The organism is Cuneatibacter sp. NSJ-177 (genome assembly GCF_022867805.1).
Taxonomy (GTDB): domain Bacteria; phylum Bacillota; class Clostridia; order Lachnospirales; family Lachnospiraceae; genus Pseudolachnospira.
In genome coordinates this window covers 24933-39801 of record NZ_JALIFO010000008.1, presented here as the reverse complement: position 1 = coordinate 39801, position 14869 = coordinate 24933, and the positions used below count along the sequence as shown (strand labels likewise).

Annotated in this window: 16 protein-coding genes; 14 read left to right on the top strand and 2 right to left on the bottom strand. The window is 47.5% G+C overall.

The features are described from left to right. Positions 1–203 precede the first annotated feature (203 nt). The 8 genes from mgtE (at position 204) to MUB23_RS19885 (ending at position 5914) form a co-directional block, all read left to right on the top strand. Complete coding sequence (gene mgtE / locus MUB23_RS14535) at positions 204–1211, top strand: magnesium transporter (RefSeq protein WP_244801330.1); 1008 nt, start codon at positions 204–206, stop codon at positions 1209–1211. A gap of 3 nt (positions 1212–1214) precedes the next feature. Continuing rightward, on the top strand, positions 1215–2030 hold the full coding sequence (locus MUB23_RS14530; RefSeq protein WP_244801329.1) for an AraC family transcriptional regulator: 816 nt from the start codon (positions 1215–1217) through the stop codon (positions 2028–2030). Between the two features lie 62 nt (positions 2031–2092). After that, positions 2093–2584: a winged helix-turn-helix domain-containing protein gene (locus MUB23_RS14525; RefSeq protein ID WP_330641900.1), complete on the top strand. Its 492-nt coding sequence runs from the start codon at positions 2093–2095 to the stop codon at positions 2582–2584. A gap of 83 nt (positions 2585–2667) precedes the next feature. Beyond that, a complete protein-coding gene (locus MUB23_RS14520) occupies positions 2668–3285 on the top strand; it encodes an LPXTG cell wall anchor domain-containing protein (protein WP_244801328.1) in 618 nt (205 codons plus the stop codon). Between the two features lie 271 nt (positions 3286–3556). After that, positions 3557–4444, top strand: coding sequence for a helix-turn-helix transcriptional regulator (locus MUB23_RS14515; RefSeq protein WP_244801327.1), 888 nt, complete (start codon positions 3557–3559; stop codon positions 4442–4444). Positions 4445–4448: 4 nt separating this feature from the next. Beyond that, positions 4449–5273: a CPBP family intramembrane glutamic endopeptidase gene (locus MUB23_RS14510; protein WP_244801326.1), complete on the top strand. Its 825-nt coding sequence runs from the start codon at positions 4449–4451 to the stop codon at positions 5271–5273. Then, on the top strand, positions 5270–5791 hold the full coding sequence (locus tag MUB23_RS14505; protein WP_244801325.1) for a hypothetical protein: 522 nt from the start codon (positions 5270–5272) through the stop codon (positions 5789–5791). The genes MUB23_RS14510 and MUB23_RS14505 overlap by 4 nt, the downstream gene beginning before the upstream one ends. 57 nt (positions 5792–5848) lie before the next feature. Further along, positions 5849–5914: a hypothetical protein gene (locus MUB23_RS19885; RefSeq protein ID WP_330641901.1), complete on the top strand. Its 66-nt coding sequence runs from the start codon at positions 5849–5851 to the stop codon at positions 5912–5914. A 269-nt stretch (positions 5915–6183) separates the two neighbouring features. Here the strand turns inward: MUB23_RS19885 and MUB23_RS14495 are convergent, their stop codons facing one another. After that, positions 6184–6543: a molecular chaperone Hsp90 gene (locus MUB23_RS14495; protein WP_244801334.1), complete on the bottom strand. Its 360-nt coding sequence runs from the start codon at positions 6541–6543 to the stop codon at positions 6184–6186. A gap of 166 nt (positions 6544–6709) precedes the next feature. After that, positions 6710–7585, bottom strand: a complete 876-nt coding sequence (locus MUB23_RS14490; protein ID WP_244801324.1) for a LysR family transcriptional regulator — start codon at positions 7583–7585, stop codon at positions 6710–6712. A gap of 530 nt (positions 7586–8115) precedes the next feature. On the opposite strand from MUB23_RS14490, the gene MUB23_RS14485 reads away from it, so the two are divergent. The 6 genes from MUB23_RS14485 to MUB23_RS14460 all read left to right on the top strand — a co-directional run bounded on the left by MUB23_RS14485 (position 8116) and on the right by MUB23_RS14460 (position 14859). After that, positions 8116–9696: an ABC transporter substrate-binding protein gene (locus MUB23_RS14485; RefSeq protein ID WP_244801322.1), complete on the top strand. Its 1581-nt coding sequence runs from the start codon at positions 8116–8118 to the stop codon at positions 9694–9696. Between the two features lie 67 nt (positions 9697–9763). Then, positions 9764–10702: an ABC transporter permease gene (locus tag MUB23_RS14480; RefSeq protein WP_244801320.1), complete on the top strand. Its 939-nt coding sequence runs from the start codon at positions 9764–9766 to the stop codon at positions 10700–10702. A gap of 4 nt (positions 10703–10706) precedes the next feature. After that, positions 10707–11606: an ABC transporter permease gene (locus MUB23_RS14475; RefSeq protein ID WP_244801319.1), complete on the top strand. Its 900-nt coding sequence runs from the start codon at positions 10707–10709 to the stop codon at positions 11604–11606. Between the two features lie 17 nt (positions 11607–11623). Continuing rightward, positions 11624–12604: an ABC transporter ATP-binding protein gene (locus MUB23_RS14470; RefSeq protein WP_244801317.1), complete on the top strand. Its 981-nt coding sequence runs from the start codon at positions 11624–11626 to the stop codon at positions 12602–12604. A gap of 22 nt (positions 12605–12626) precedes the next feature. Continuing rightward, on the top strand, positions 12627–13583 hold the full coding sequence (locus tag MUB23_RS14465) for an ABC transporter ATP-binding protein (RefSeq protein WP_244801315.1): 957 nt from the start codon (positions 12627–12629) through the stop codon (positions 13581–13583). Positions 13584–13617: 34 nt separating this feature from the next. Next, a complete protein-coding gene (locus MUB23_RS14460; RefSeq protein ID WP_244801313.1) occupies positions 13618–14859 on the top strand; it encodes an aminopeptidase P N-terminal domain-containing protein in 1242 nt (413 codons plus the stop codon). Positions 14860–14869 lie beyond the last annotated feature (10 nt).

Here is a 14869-nt window from a genome sequence, read left to right as displayed (position 1 = left end):
AAAATAAGACGACGTCTTATTAAGTGAACCCCAAAGATCCAGATATCCATGATTTTAGGCCATGGGGAATGACATAGACTAAAAAAGCTTTCTATGAAAAAAGAAAAAGTAAGAAAAAGAGAGTTAACAAGAAAAAAACAAAGATTATTATGGGAGGTAACAATACTATGGAATAGAATAAAAAACGAAAGGAGATACGGACCATGAATCTTGAAAAACTTGAATTTGAAAAGCTTATAGAGCAAATCTCCACTCTTTACAGAGAGAAGAAATATTCACAGCTTAAAAGCATTTTAGCAGACATTAATCCAACTGATATTGCTGTTCTTTTTGATGAATTTCCAAATGAACAGAGGATTTTGCTCTTCCGTCTTCTTCCTAAAGAAGAGGCGGCTGAAACATTCGTTGAGCTTGACGGTGAAACGCAGGAAGCTCTCATCCATGCTTTTTCAGATACAGAGCTTCGTGAGGTTATTGACGAGCTTTACCTTGATGATACAGTTGATATTATTGAGGAAATGCCTGCGACAATTGTAAAAAGAATACTCAGAAATATTGATGCACAGACACGAAAATCAATTAACACTCTTTTAAAGTATCCTGAGGACAGCGCAGGCTCAATTATGACCCCTGAGTTTGTTGATCTGAAAAAGGATAACACTGTTGAGGATGCCTTTAAAAGAATAAGACGTACAGGTGTTGATAAGGAAACAATTTATACTTGTTACGTTACTGACAGCTCAAGGCATCTTATTGGTGTAACTACAGTAAAAGAACTTTTGTTACACGATTATGGCGATAAGATTGAAGAGTTTATGAAAACAAATACAATTTTTGTAAACACGCATGATGATAAAGAAATAGCGGCAAATTTCCTTGATAAGTATAACTTCCTTGCTCTTCCTGTTGTGGATATGGAAAACAGGCTTGTGGGTATCATTACAGTCGATGATGCTATTGACGTATTGCAGGAAGAGAATACTGAGGATATCCAGAATCAATTATTTTCCCTTTGCGGGTTGAACTGTGGGCTTTGCCCTATGTTTTTGAATAAATACTGTCCCGGCTGTGGCGGTGGTGAAGGAAATCAGTATAGAATAGGTATAAAAGAACGGTATTCGACAGACCTTAACGAAAACAGCAACATTATGCAAGAAAAAGAAATACGAATACACTATAATGATATTATTGAAATCATTTTGTGGAGGTGACTCATGAATAACGCTGGCAGTAAAATCGTTTTTGACGAAAAACTTAATATAGAGGTACTGACACTGACAGGAATGATTGAAAGTTTGCCTCCGCATTTTCATGATTACTATGAATTAGGCTATATAGAAAGCGGAAGCCGACGGGTAATATGCCAGGGTAAGGAATACACCATAGGAAAAAATGACCTGCTCCTTTTTAACCCGAATGATAATCATACTTGTTTAGAATTGAAAAAGGAAATGCTGGATTTTAGATGCTTTCACATTACGACTGATCGCATGGAAGAATTGACATTGGAATGTTTAGGATATGCCATATGTCCTTATTTTGAACCGCAGATTGTTTACCAGAGCGACCTGATTCCACAGATCACAGAGCTGATTGACTTAATTGAAAATGGCTCATATTGTGACTTGCAAAAGGAAGAATTGCTTTATATGATCATTGGCGATTTGGTTGCCGGCTGTTCCCAACCAGTGGAATACGAACAAATAGATGTTTCAGATGTTATAAAACGTGCTTGTGAGTATATTGAAAGGCATTATGCTTCAAATATTGCCTTATGCGATTTAAGTTCCTTTACGGGTTTCAGCAAGTACCACTTTATTCGGATGTTTACGAAAGAAAAGGGGATATCTCCTTATCGCTTTATTGAATGTACTAAAATGACTGAAGCCAAAAAAATGCTGAAGGCCGGAGAAGATTTATCAAATATTACCTATCAGCTTGGTTTTAGCAGCCAAAGCCACTTTACTAATTTTTTCAAGAAATACGCCATGGTTACTCCAAAACAATATAGCAAGCTTTATAACGCTTAAAATGTATTTTTAGTTGAGTATAGATCCACACTAACAGGAGATGATGATATGGGAAATTAGCCGTGATAGAAATCTCTGAGTCAGGAGATAAAATTGGAGAAAAACTGCTTATGCTGTTAAATGTCCAGCAGCGGCAGGCGTTAATAAAATACCTTCTTAGCGAAGAAAAGAAGGATAACGATTCAGCCGATAGCCCATGTGACGGCTTTCAAATCCATGATCCACAGGCGGAGGTCGGTGGAGTATTCACAGAGATCGAGATGGGAGAGCTGTACTTTTGTTTGGAGCAGCGGCTTGTACGTGTGAGCGGACAAGTGATTGAATTGACAGCGAAAGAATTTGATGTTTTTGCTCTTCTGATCACGCATCCGAAAAGAGTATTTACTTATGAGCTGATTATGAAACTGGTCTGGAACGAAGATTATACTTTTTATTCCAAGAAAGCAGTAAGCAACCATGTGAGTAACTTGCGGAGGAAGCTGAAATCGGCACCAGATTCTCCGGACTATATCATAAACATTGTTGGTGTCGGCTATAAATTTGAAGCGCCATAAAACCCATATAATCTGCTACTATCACCTCATATGTAACCATAATTATGACAGTTGGATCTCAAGTATAAGGAGTAACACAATGAATGGTCTGGGAAGAGGTTCACGATGAGACGGTAACTTTCACCTTAGGCTATCCTGCAGGTATCACCGATGCCAATTATCAGAACTATGACTTTGTAATTCTGCATCAGAAAGCCGACGGTTCTATGGAACTGAGTAACTTTGTGGCAACTGCACACGGTCTGAAGATTACATCCACCCTCAGTCCTTTTGCTATTGGCTACAGTGAGAGGCATACCCACAGTTATGGCAATTGGAAATTTGATGCAAATGGCCACTGGTATGAGTGCGATTGCGGAAGCAAGGCAGATGAAGGGGCACATACCTTTACATGGGTCATTGACAAAGAAGCAACTGCTACCCAAAAGGGCAGCAAGCATGAGGAGTGCAGCGTTTGCCATTACAAGAAAGATACTGTAGATATCCCGGTGCTCAGCGGTAACACAGGAAATTCTGGTAAGCCAAACAACGGTAGCCCACAGACAGGAAATTCCACTAAGCCGAATAGCGGTATCCCACAGACGGGAGATAACAGCAATGTAACTCTCTGGATTTCAGTGATGGTGGTTTCCCTGATCTGCCTGCTTGCGGTGCTTCTGGTGATGAAAAAGAAAAACTATCGAAGAAAATGGGAGAAATAATTTAATGTTCAGCGGTGCGTGGGGATGACCTCGCACCGCTTTTCTACCACACCGAACATCGTGATAAGCTGAGTTCTTCCCTCGTCATTCCTCTGGCTCAGACAAAGAGCAAATAAATTTACTTAATGACAGTTCAAAGGATTGATTCTTGGCTTAAAATACGCAAATGCCACGCAAAGTAGCAGAAAAATATTGAATGTCATCTGTACTTTCTTGTGGTGTAAAGTACAGTTTTCTATAATAGGTATATCAAAACAAGGAGGTCACGAGCATGACATTTGCAGAAAAATTAAAATCTATCCGCAAACAGGCGGGTATGTCACAGGAGCAGTTGGCGGAAAAGCTTGGCGTGTCAAGACAGGCAGTGACAAAATGGGAAACCGATGCAGGCATTCCCGATATTGAAAATATGATGGCGATTTCCGCCCTGTTCGACATTTCCATTGACGAGCTGCTCTCCAACGAAAAGGGAGCGAAGAAACCGACAGATTATCTGTTTGAGAGCGTTACGGAGTACGATATTGACGAGCCGAAACGCTATGACATGAAGTTCGGCGGTGCAAAGCAATTCATTCTGTCGGGTTATGAGGGTGAGAAAATCCGTGTCCGTCTGGCGTCCAATACCCTCTCCACGCTTCAGAATGATTTTAAGGTCAAGATTGACGACATCCGAAAACGGATTGATGTGGATGTAAACCGCAAAAATGGGGTATTAGAAGCAACAGCGAAAGAAGCCGTCAGCATTTTTGTCCAGATCCCGTCTCCGTATATTGGAAAAATTGAGTGTGCGGTCAATGCGGAAACCGTGGAAATCCGTTCTCTGGAGTGTGACAGTATAGAGCTTGATGTAAAGACACCAAGCGTTGTTTTGAGAGATGTATCTGGAACAGTAGAAATAGACTGTAACCTTGATTTGAATGTGGTCTGTAATTCCCTAAAAGGCGAAGTGGCAATCAACCAAGTGTCGGCAACCTCAAAAATCCATATCCCAGAGGATACGGTCTTTAGTGCTGTTACAAAAGGCATTGGAACAAGCATCACCTATGAGAAAGACGGACAGCAGACGGAAAGGTTTGATACGCCCGATGCGGAAAACATCATCGAGCTGAACGGAATAAAGAGCGAGCTTGTCATCTGCACGGATAGCGAAAGGAACTAATGAGGTGAAAACAAATTATCTGAAGAAATATATCATCAGCTCCTATATTCTTGTCTGGCTGCTCATTATTTTTGTGGCAGGAACGGCAAGTCTGGTCTTTCACGCACCGCCTGTTATCATGTGGATCGTCCGCAACCTGATCGCATGGTCACCGACGTATTTGCTGCTGATTTGCTGGAAGCATTTTAGGCCAGATGAAACAAGAATGACTTTTATGAAGCGATGTTTTTCGGGAAAAGTAAAACTGCACCTGCTGCTGTTATCCTTTGCCCTTACCTTTGGCATCAGCGTATTGTCGCTGTTCATCCACACCGTTGTGACGGGAAAGCCCATGCTGTCCTACATCAATTTGGGAACGACAGCATTGCCGCTCAGCATCTTTCTCTCCCTGACCTCCGGCCCGACAGGAGAAGAATTGGGATGGCGCGGCTTTTTGCGGGAGGAATTTAACAAGAAGTACGGCTTCCTGAAATCCTCTGTCTGTCAAGGCTTGGTGTGGTGCTTCTGGCATACGCTGTTATGGGTGGTGGATTCGGAGTTTACCGATTGGCGGGCGATACCCTACATTATCTCCAACATCGTTGTAATCACTTCCATTACCGTCCTAATGAATATTTTTCTGGAACGACATAACAACCTAATCTACTCGGTATTGCTACACTTTGGCTTCAATATTATCTATGTATTTTTAGATGCGGGCATAGGATTTTTTGTGATTTTGACCGTATTGTATCTGGTAATCACCCCGATTGCCGTATTGATAAGGAATAAGACTGCCGAAAGGCTGTTGAAAAATAATGAAAGCGGAGAAAGGAAAATAAGAGAATGAGCAATTTAGAGAAAATCCAAAAAGGAATGAGGGTATTGCGGATACTCTCAAAAATTGTTTTGATATTTACCATCGTGGGAGTGGCATTGGCATCAATCGGGGCAACTCTTGTGGCGGCAGATGTGGCGAATATGGAAAATCGATTCCTTCATTTTATATCCGTTGCGGCTGAAATGAGCAAAGGACAGATTGTAGGTACTTTGACCACAACTGCGGTGTCTTTACTGTTTGGAGGTATCTTCACAGCATTTGTCTACCGCTATTTTACGGCGGAACTGAAAGAGGGTACACCGTTTACAAATGCAGGTGCGGACAGAATAAAGCGGCTTGGGATTATGCAAATTGTATTGTCTGTCATATCTACAGGGATTATAGCTGGTATTTATGAGAAAATCGGTCTGACAGAATGGAACAGATTTGATGATGCGGGCAGCATCACGTTTGGTATCTTCTTGATTTTGCTTGCTATGGTTGTCCGTTATGGTGCGGAACTGGAGCAAAAGACAAAGGCGAAGTAAGGCAGGGGGGATTTCTAAGGAGAAAACCTCTATTGTCCTAAGTGCAAGCAGGAAAGTTTGATTGAAGCAAAGGATTTATTGGTAACGGTTGTTAAAAGATTTAAAACGAAGATGTTAAATTGATTAGCAGATTTATAATATTGGAGGTCAGAAAGTGATAGCGATAATTGGAGCAAGTGTTTTTTCGGTAGTAATTATATTATCAATTCTCATAATATGTGGCTTGCCTTTAGGAGAATTGACAATGGGTGGGCAATAGATTATCCCGACTTTTTCTTATTTGAATCGGCAATTGATAGGCATTACTGAAGCGATTCAAGATAACAATAAAGTCGGGATAAGTGGTGTGAGAGGACGGGAGCTAATCACTCCCTCCTACTTGATTGTGATCCTTATTCTAACAGCTCGTCCTTTTTTTCCAGAATCGCCGCAACCGCCAGGCAAGCAGGGCAGTCACAGTATCTCGCTCCGGCTGCCTGGATCTCTTTCGCATGCGAGGCAATCCCCTCAGCGGTATCCGCCCCGAAATACCGGCGTCCTTTTTCGGATTCGGCAAAGCGAATTAACTGATCAAGCGGCATGATATCTTCTTCTAATTCCTCTAAAAATTTGGGGGTTTCCTCTTTCTGCGCATCGGTTCCAACGGCGTCCAGCCAGCATTGGGCCGCTATCTTCGCCTCGTTACTGCAGGATGGAGCATGAATCAACTCGCGTGTCTTTTCTACTACATAATTTAAAATTTCCTGATCCATCATGGGTCCCTTCTTTCTATGTTTGATTTGTCTTTATTTTACCACGTTACCGGCGTCGAGTGCAAGGAAAGAATTGATCTCATGGTGGATTTTGTCGATTTATATTTGAACGCGATTCTGTCAGATGATTCTTCGCTTTTTGAAACTGACGGCTAAACCTTTCATCTTATGTTGGGGGGCTATCCTCCTGGAAGGAACGGAAGAATTTTTGGGCAATTTTCGATTTTTCATTCGGGTTCATAATCAGAGTAATGCTGGACCGGATATCCAGGTTCTCAATCGGGTGAGAAGTCAGGGATTGATCGAGACCCGGTTCCAGGGTGGAGGCCGGAATCAAGGCAATTCCCAGGCCGGAAATGGCCCATCCCAGGCAGGTCCGCGCGTCGTCGCTGACGCAGAGCGGGCATAGATCCAGCCCTTTTTCATTAAACGCGTTGCGAAGCAGTGTTTCCCACCGGCGGTAAATAATCAACGGCCGGCTTTGGAGCCAAGAAAGAGAGACGGACTGCCGCGGATCCTCAAAAAAAGAGGTTAGTCCGATGGCCACGAGCGGTTCGGTGTTCAGGGAAACGCAGGAAAAATCTTTTTGAGGGAACGGAGTCCGGACAAATGCCGCGTCCAGTTCACCATTGTGGAGCATGTCGATGAGAGTATAGGAGTCTCCCTCATATACTTCAAAAGAGATTCCTGGATTTTGAAGATGAAAGGCCTGGATTTTTTCTCTGACTTTTGTATAGCCCGAAGAGGAAGTGGTGCCGAGGCGCAAGATACCACTGGTGCCTCCCGCGATGGAGTGGACTTCCTTCATGGCGATAGCCGATAAATTTAATATCGCTTTGGCGCGGTGGTACAAAGTGTCGCCTGCATCCGTTAAAATCATATTTCGGCTGTCCCGGAGAAAGAGAGGGACGCCAAGTTCCGATTCCAAACGTTTTATCTGCAAACTCAACGGCGGCTGGGACATATGAAGTTTTCTGGCCGCCGCAGAGATGCTGCCCTCTTCGACGACTTTTACAAAATAGTTTAATTGCCACAGATCCATTCGTATGCCTCCTGCAATAGATGGATACAACTTTGTAAACCGAGTTTTGTTTAAACGAGAAGAATCCCAAAAAAAGAGTTTGGATCAACCTTATTATATACTGATTGTATATAGATAGCAACAAAATCAGTAAGGAATTGATCGTATAAACGGATTGACAAAAAAATATGTCGGAATTATAATACAAATAATTTACAGAAAAATACTGCATATATCATGCTATAGAATGCTTAATAAACAAACAAATTCGTATTTGTAATTATCTAAAATTTAACGCAGAAATAAAAAGGCATTTCAGAAACAACTCGACTTATCAGAGATAAATATCCATATAAATATAAAATTAACGAAATTAGAAACAAAGATATCAGGAAAAAAACGGAATTCAAACTTCAAAAATAGAAAAAAGTAATGGCCAGCCAGCCGAATCGGTGAAATAGCAATAGAACAGAAGAAAAGGGGGGCGGGATTTTCAGATTCCAGCTGGGAAGGCCGAAAAAGAACAATCAGAGAAACGGAAGGAGAAAAAAATGAAAAACACAAGATGGCGCGGAGGTTTTCTATCGATACTGATGGCATTTGCGATGCTGCTGGCTTTTGCGGGCTGTTCCTCGTCAGGCGGCGGCTCCGACGGAAAAAATGCTTCCACGGCGGGCGGGGCGGTTTCCGACGGCAAGGAGTCTGTCATCCTGGCGATCACCGGGGAACCCTCGTCCCTGGACAGCGCGGATGCCAATGATTTAAACACCTTTAGTATCCAATGTAACCTTTACGACGGCCTGATCCGCCAGGAAAAGGACGGATCGCTGGTTCCCGGCTTGGCGGAATCCTGGAGCTACAACGACGATAAGACGGAGATTACGTTCACCCTGCGCCAAGGCGTTGTGTTCCATAATGGGGACCCGATGACCGCGGATGACGTGGTATATTCGTTTGAGCGTGCTTTGGCATCCTCCGCCACCGCAAGAATCACGGCTTCCATGGAGAAGATGGAAAAAGTGGATGATTCTCATGTGAAGCTGACATTGAAATATGCTTATGGGCCGATTGAAAGTTGTTTGGCCAATGTGAACTGCAGTATTGTCTCCAAGGCTGCGGTGGAAGCGGATGCAAAGGGGTTCGCCAGAAACCCGGTCGGCACCGGACCTTATAAATTCAGCAGCTGGGACAGCGGTTCTAAAATTGTGTTCACTGCAAACGAAGATTATTTTCGTGATGCGGCTGCCATCAAAACATTGACGTACCAGTTGGTGACCGACACTTCGGCGGCACTGATCGCCCTGGAATCCGGCGATGTGGATATGATCGTTTCCACCCAGGCGGCGGATCGGGAGAATATCAAGAACAATTCGAACCTGTTTTATGATGAGGTATCGGCCAGCTCCTTTTATTTTGTTGCTTTTAATAACACGAAGGGGCTCTTTGCCGAAAATCCCCTGCTGCGCCAGGCGGTCGCCCATGCGATCGACCGGGAAGCCTGTCTTCTGGGGGCGGTCGAGGGAGTAGGCGTTGAGTGTCCCAGCCCGATTCCTGCCCCTTGCTTTGGCTGTCCGGAAGGGTTTGAAGGGGCTGCCTACGACCCAGATCTGGCCAAGCAGCTGTTGGCGGAAGCCGGGTATCCGGACGGAGTGACCATCACGATCAAGACCATGGAATCCGGCGTTTATGCCAAGGTGACGGAGATTGTTGCCGAGCAGCTCCGCCAGGTGGGGATCACGGCCAATATCGAGCCGATGGAGCGGACCGCATTTCTGTCCGATGTCTATACAAACTGTGAATATGAGATCTGTGTCAACAGTTATACGGCTCTGAACCCGGATGCGGATTTCATCATGTACATGAGATATCACAGCGATTATCTGGGCGGCGGCAATAACTTTGTCATGGTCAACAATCCGGAGCTGGATGGATATCTGGAAACTGGCCGTACTTCCTCCGACGATGCGGAGCGGAAGACTGCCTATCTCAATGCCTGTGAGCTGATGAAAAAGGAAGCGGTGATGGTTCCGATCCTGAGCACCATGAATGGGGTCGCCTGTCAGGCGAACCTGAAAGGCGTTACGGCCAATACCTCCCAGAAACAATATGTCTACGATTACTATTGGGAATAACGTGAAATGACACAGAAAGAGGCTGCTGCAACCTTTCTTTTGCAGCAGCCCCGAAAAGGAGGTTCCCTTGTTTAAATATATCGGCAAACGTATTTTGATGATGATTCCCGTTGTCCTTGGAATTTCATTTATTATTTTTACAATTCTCGCCCTGACTCCGGGTGACCCGGCGCAGATGATTTTGGGAGAAAACGCCTCCCTCGAAGCCATCGAGGAATTGCGTGAGGAGATGGGGCTCAATGAGAATTTCCTGTTCCGGTACGTAAAATACATTGGAGGAGCCGTTACGTTCCACTTCGGGGATTCTTACCGTACCGGGCTTCCTGTGGTGGAAGAGATTCTGACCCGTCTTCCCAACACCCTGGCGCTTGCTTTCTTCGGCATCGGGCTGTCCGTCGTGATCGGCGTTCCCATCGGGATCATATCGGCCGTAAAGCAGTATTCTGTTTTTGATACGGTCAGCCTTGGCCTGGCGCTGATCATGACTTCTATTCCCGCCTTTTGGCTGGGCTTGATGCTATTGCTTCTTTTTGCGCTGAAACTGGGGTGGTTCCCCGCCATCGGCATCACCGACTGGACCGGCTTTATTCTCCCGTCGGTCACCCTGGCGATCGGGAGTATGGCCACCATGATTCGGATGACCCGCTCCACCATGCTGGAGGTGATCCGCGAGGATTATATCCGCACGGCGCGCGCCAAAGGCGCAGGGGAGGGGCGGATCATCCGGCGGCATGAGCTGCGGAACGCGCTGCTTCCGATCATCACGATCATCGGCATCAACTTTGGCCTGCAGATGGGCGGAGCCATGATCTGTGAAACCGTGTTTTCCATCCCTGGCATGGGAAGCCTGATGATTACGTCCGTCCGTCAGAAGGATGTCCCCATGGTGATGGCGTCCGTACTGTTCGTGGCCGTGGCCATCAGCCTGATCAATCTGCTGATTGATATCCTTTATGCGTTTATTGACCCCAGAATCAAGTCCCAATATGTAAAGGCATCGAGGTGACGATATGGAAAACACGAAAACAAAGGAAGCAGGCGGCATGCCGGCTCCGACCAAAAAGAACAGTCAGTTAAAAACGATCGGGAAACGTTATCTCAAAAACCGGCTGGCGGTATTCGGCTTGGTTTTATTTCTGGTGCTGATCATCCTTTCCCTGGGGGCAGGCTTATTTGCCGATTATGAAGCGGACGCCATTACCCACAATATGCAGGCGCGGCTCCAGCCGCCGGGCGCGGATCATCTGTTCGGCACGGACCGCTATGGGAGAGATGTATTTGCCCGCGTCCTTTTCGGCGGACGAATCTCCCTTTTGGTCGGGACTTTGACGATTCTGATTTCGCTGGCCGGCGGTTCCCTGATCGGGGCGGCGGCCGGATATTATGGGGGCAAGGTGGATAATATCCTGATGCGCATCATGGACGTTTTTTTGGCAATCCCCTCCATTTTGCTTGCGATTTCCATCGTCGCGGCCTTGGGAAACGGGATGATGAATCTGATGATTGCCCTGAGCGTCTCCTCGGTGCCGCGTTTTGCCCGCATCGTGCGTTCCTCCATCCTGACGGTGAAGGGACAGGATTTTGTGGAAGCCGCGCGGGCTTATGGATGCCGGAACAGAAAAATTATCCTCTACCATATCCTGCCCAACGCGATTGGGCCGATCATTGTGCAGGCGACGCTCTCCATGGCCAATACGATTTTAATGATCTCTTCTTTGAGTTTTGTGGGGCTGGGACTTCCGTCCTCCATCCCGGAGTGGGGATCCATGCTTTCCGAGGCCAAGGAATTCATGAGATACGATCCCTATCTGATCGCCTTCCCCGGTATCGCCATCGTTTTGGCCGTGATGGCTTTTAACCTGATCGGCGACGGCCTGCGGGATGCGCTGGATCCCAAGCTGCGGAATTAGGCGAAGGAGGGTGAAAAATGGAACATCTATTGGAAATTAAAAATCTGCATGTGATTTACCGCGGGGATGAAGCCACGGTTCACGCGGTGAACGGACTGGATTTCACATTGGACCGCGGCGCCACTCTTGGCCTGGTCGGGGAGACGGGCGCTGGAAAAACCACCACGGCGCTGTCCGTCATGAGGCTTCTGCCGGACCGGATCGGAACCATCGAGGAGGGACAGATTCTCTTAGATGGAATCGATATCACAAAGGCGAGCGAAGGCGATATGCGGGTGCTACGCGGCAGTCTGGTGTCCATGATTTTTCAGGATCCGATGACGAGCCTGAATCCCACCATACGGGTGGGCGAACAGGTCGGGGAAGTGTTGGAGCTTCACAGGAAGGATCTGTCAAAAGAAGAGATAGAAAAGAAAGTGGATGAAATTTTTCAGCTGGTCGGTCTGCCGGCGGAGCGGAAGATGGACTATCCCCACCAGTTTTCCGGCGGCATGCGGCAGCGCATCGTGATTGCGATAGCCCTGGCCTGCGAGCCGAAACTGCTCCTCGCCGATGAACCGACCACCGCGCTGGATGTGACGATCCAGGCGCAGGTACTGGATCTGATGCAGGAGTTGAAGGAAAAGCTGAATACATCGACGATCCTGATTACCCACGATTTGGGAATCGTGGCGGAAACCTGCGATCAGGTGGCGATCATGTACGCTGGGGAGATCATTGAGATCGGCCTGGCGGAGGATATTTTTGAAGCCGAGGACCACCATCCCTACACGGTCGGACTGTTCGGCTCTATCCCGGATTTGTCCAAAAAGGAACGCCGTCTGCATCCCATCGACGGAATGATGCCGGATCCCTCCGATCTGCCCTCCGGGTGCAAATTCCATACTCGCTGTCCGAGGGCAGCCGAGCAGTGTTCCCTCCAGGCGCAGCCCCTGTATCAGCGGGGAACCCATGGAATCCGCTGCCGCCTGTATGCTGATTGGGAAAAACAGCAGTGATTCGGGAAGGAGAGGAGAAAACATGGCCACACCAATTCTGGAAACCAGAAATTTGACAAAGTATTTTAAGACTGCGCGGGGCAATCTCCACGCAGTGGATGATATCAATCTGTCCATTGAAAAAGGCAAAACCCTGGGAGTAGTGGGAGAATCCGGCTGCGGAAAATCCACCTTGGGCCGGGTGATCCTGCGTCTGATCGAGGCGACCGGAGGCGAGATTCTCTTTGAGGGAAAAGACCTCCGGACCCTGAATGCCCGGCAGATGGAAGGCATGCGGCAGCAGCTTCAAATTATTTTTCAGGACCCTTTTTCTTCCTTAAACCCGCGGCTTTCGGTCAGTGAAATCATCACGGATCCGATCCGCACCAATAAACTGCTTACCGGCAAGGCGGAGATTCAGGAGCGGGTGGTGGAGCTGATGCACACCGTCGGGTTGTCCGACCGCTTTATCAACGCTTATCCCCACGAGCTGGACGGAGGACGCCGCCAGAGAATCGGCGTGGCCCGCGCGTTGGCATTGAATCCGAAATTTATCGTCTGCGATGAGCCGGTTTCGGCGCTGGACGTGTCGATCCAGGCTCAGATCTTGAATCTGATGATGGACCTGCAGGAGCAGCGGGAACTGACGTATCTGTTCATCACCCATGATATGAGCGTCGTCAAACACATCTCCAATCAAATCATGGTGATGTACATGGGACAATGTGTGGAGGTTTCGCCGACCGAGGAACTGTTTGAGCAGCCGATGCACCCTTACACCCAGGCGCTGCTGTCCGCAATTCCGGTTCCCAAGCTGCAGCGGGACCGCAAAAGGCGGCATCTGGTCCGGGGAGAGGTGACCAGTCCGGTCAATCCTCTGCCGGGGTGCCGGTTTGCGGCGCGCTGTCCCCATGCCCGCCCGGAATGCACGGGAGAAGTGATCCCTCTGACTGAACGGGGGCCAGGGCATTTTGTCTCTTGTGTTCTGCCGGTCAGATGAGGTTTTATTCCATATAGGAGAGGAGCTTAATTTCATGAATGCTGAATGTTTTACCGCCAACCGCCGCCGCTTTTTCGACCGGATGGAAGACTGTTCGGCCGCCGTATTTTTTTCCGGCCATTACCGCCGGGATACAAACGATCAGTTGGCGTATCCATTTTCCGTGGACCGCAATTTTTATTATTTTACCGGTATCGACCGGGACGGTTTCCTGCTGATTTTGTGGAAATACGGTTCACAAACGACCGCCCAGCTTTTTATCCCGCCGGTGGATGCACACTATGAAAAATGGCAGGCCCGGATGCTGCGGCTAAAGGAGGCCGCAGAAATCTCCGGAATCGGCCAGGTCCTCTACCGCTACCAGTTTGAAGAAGAATTTGCTAAAAAAATGTTTTCTCCCGGTATCTGCAAAAATGTCTATCTGTTCACCAATATCGCGGAGATGCACGAACCGTTGACGCCGTCGCAGGTCTTTGCCCGCCGGGTATCGGCCCTGTACCCTTCCGTACAGATTCTAAACTCGCTGCCGCTGATGACCGAGCTGAGAAACCCGAAGTCGCCGGAGGAAATCGAAGAAATCACCCGTGCGGTGAATCTGACCGGCGGGGCTATCGAGCATGTGGCAGGTCTGCTGCATCCGGGCATGTGGGAATATCAGGTCAAGGCCCACTATATCCATTATCTGAGCTTGCAGGGGAGCGGCCCTCGTTTTCGCTCTGTGATTGCAGCGGGGAAAAATGCCACGGTACTCCACTATAATGAAGCGAAGGATCCGTGCGCGGATGGCGACATGGTGTTAATGGACGTCGGAGCCGTCAGCAACTGGTACGTGTCGGATGTGACGAGAACCTTGCCGGTGAATGGCAAATTCACGGAAAAGCAGAGGATAGTCTACGATATCGTATATGAAGCGCTGGAGATTGCCCTGGGGACGATCCGGGTCGGAATCAGTGAGAACGAAGTCAACGCGGCGGTCAAAAAGCATTATGGGACTGCGCTGAAAGCAATCGGCCTGATCGACGATCCCCAGGAGGTGGAGCGGTACTATTTCCATGGGTCCGGCCACCCCATTGGCCTGGACCTGCATGATTTGCGGGATGCGGAAAAGACGGTCACCGACGGGTGCGTCCACACCGTGGAGCCGGGGCTTTATATCGCCGAGTGGGGGATGGGAATCCGGATCGAGGACAATGTATTGGTCACCGCTTCCGGCGTCAAGAATTTGTCGGATCATATTCCGAAAAAGGCAAACGACATCGAAAATATGATGAAATAAAAATACAGTG

What these genes read in the sequence shown, in the direction of transcription:
- MUB23_RS14495 (WP_244801334.1), bottom strand. Translation starts at nt 6,543, where the DNA reads ATGGATCAGGAAATTTTAAATTATGTAGTAGAAAAGACACGCGAGTTG.
- MUB23_RS14505 (WP_244801325.1), top strand. Translation starts at nt 5,270, where the DNA reads ATGAGCAATTTAGAGAAAATCCAAAAAGGAATGAGGGTATTGCGGATA.
- MUB23_RS14460 (WP_244801313.1), top strand. Translation starts at nt 13,618, where the DNA reads ATGAATGCTGAATGTTTTACCGCCAACCGCCGCCGCTTTTTCGACCGG.
- mgtE (WP_244801330.1), top strand. Translation starts at nt 204, where the DNA reads ATGAATCTTGAAAAACTTGAATTTGAAAAGCTTATAGAGCAAATCTCC.
- MUB23_RS14470 (WP_244801317.1), top strand. Translation starts at nt 11,624, where the DNA reads ATGGAACATCTATTGGAAATTAAAAATCTGCATGTGATTTACCGCGGG.
- MUB23_RS14515 (WP_244801327.1), top strand. Translation starts at nt 3,557, where the DNA reads ATGACATTTGCAGAAAAATTAAAATCTATCCGCAAACAGGCGGGTATG.
- MUB23_RS14490 (WP_244801324.1), bottom strand. Translation starts at nt 7,585, where the DNA reads ATGGATCTGTGGCAATTAAACTATTTTGTAAAAGTCGTCGAAGAGGGC.
- MUB23_RS14475 (WP_244801319.1), top strand. Translation starts at nt 10,707, where the DNA reads ATGGAAAACACGAAAACAAAGGAAGCAGGCGGCATGCCGGCTCCGACC.
- MUB23_RS14485 (WP_244801322.1), top strand. Translation starts at nt 8,116, where the DNA reads ATGAAAAACACAAGATGGCGCGGAGGTTTTCTATCGATACTGATGGCA.
- MUB23_RS14465 (WP_244801315.1), top strand. Translation starts at nt 12,627, where the DNA reads ATGGCCACACCAATTCTGGAAACCAGAAATTTGACAAAGTATTTTAAG.
- MUB23_RS14520 (WP_244801328.1), top strand. Translation starts at nt 2,668, where the DNA reads ATGGTCTGGGAAGAGGTTCACGATGAGACGGTAACTTTCACCTTAGGC.
- MUB23_RS14530 (WP_244801329.1), top strand. Translation starts at nt 1,215, where the DNA reads ATGAATAACGCTGGCAGTAAAATCGTTTTTGACGAAAAACTTAATATA.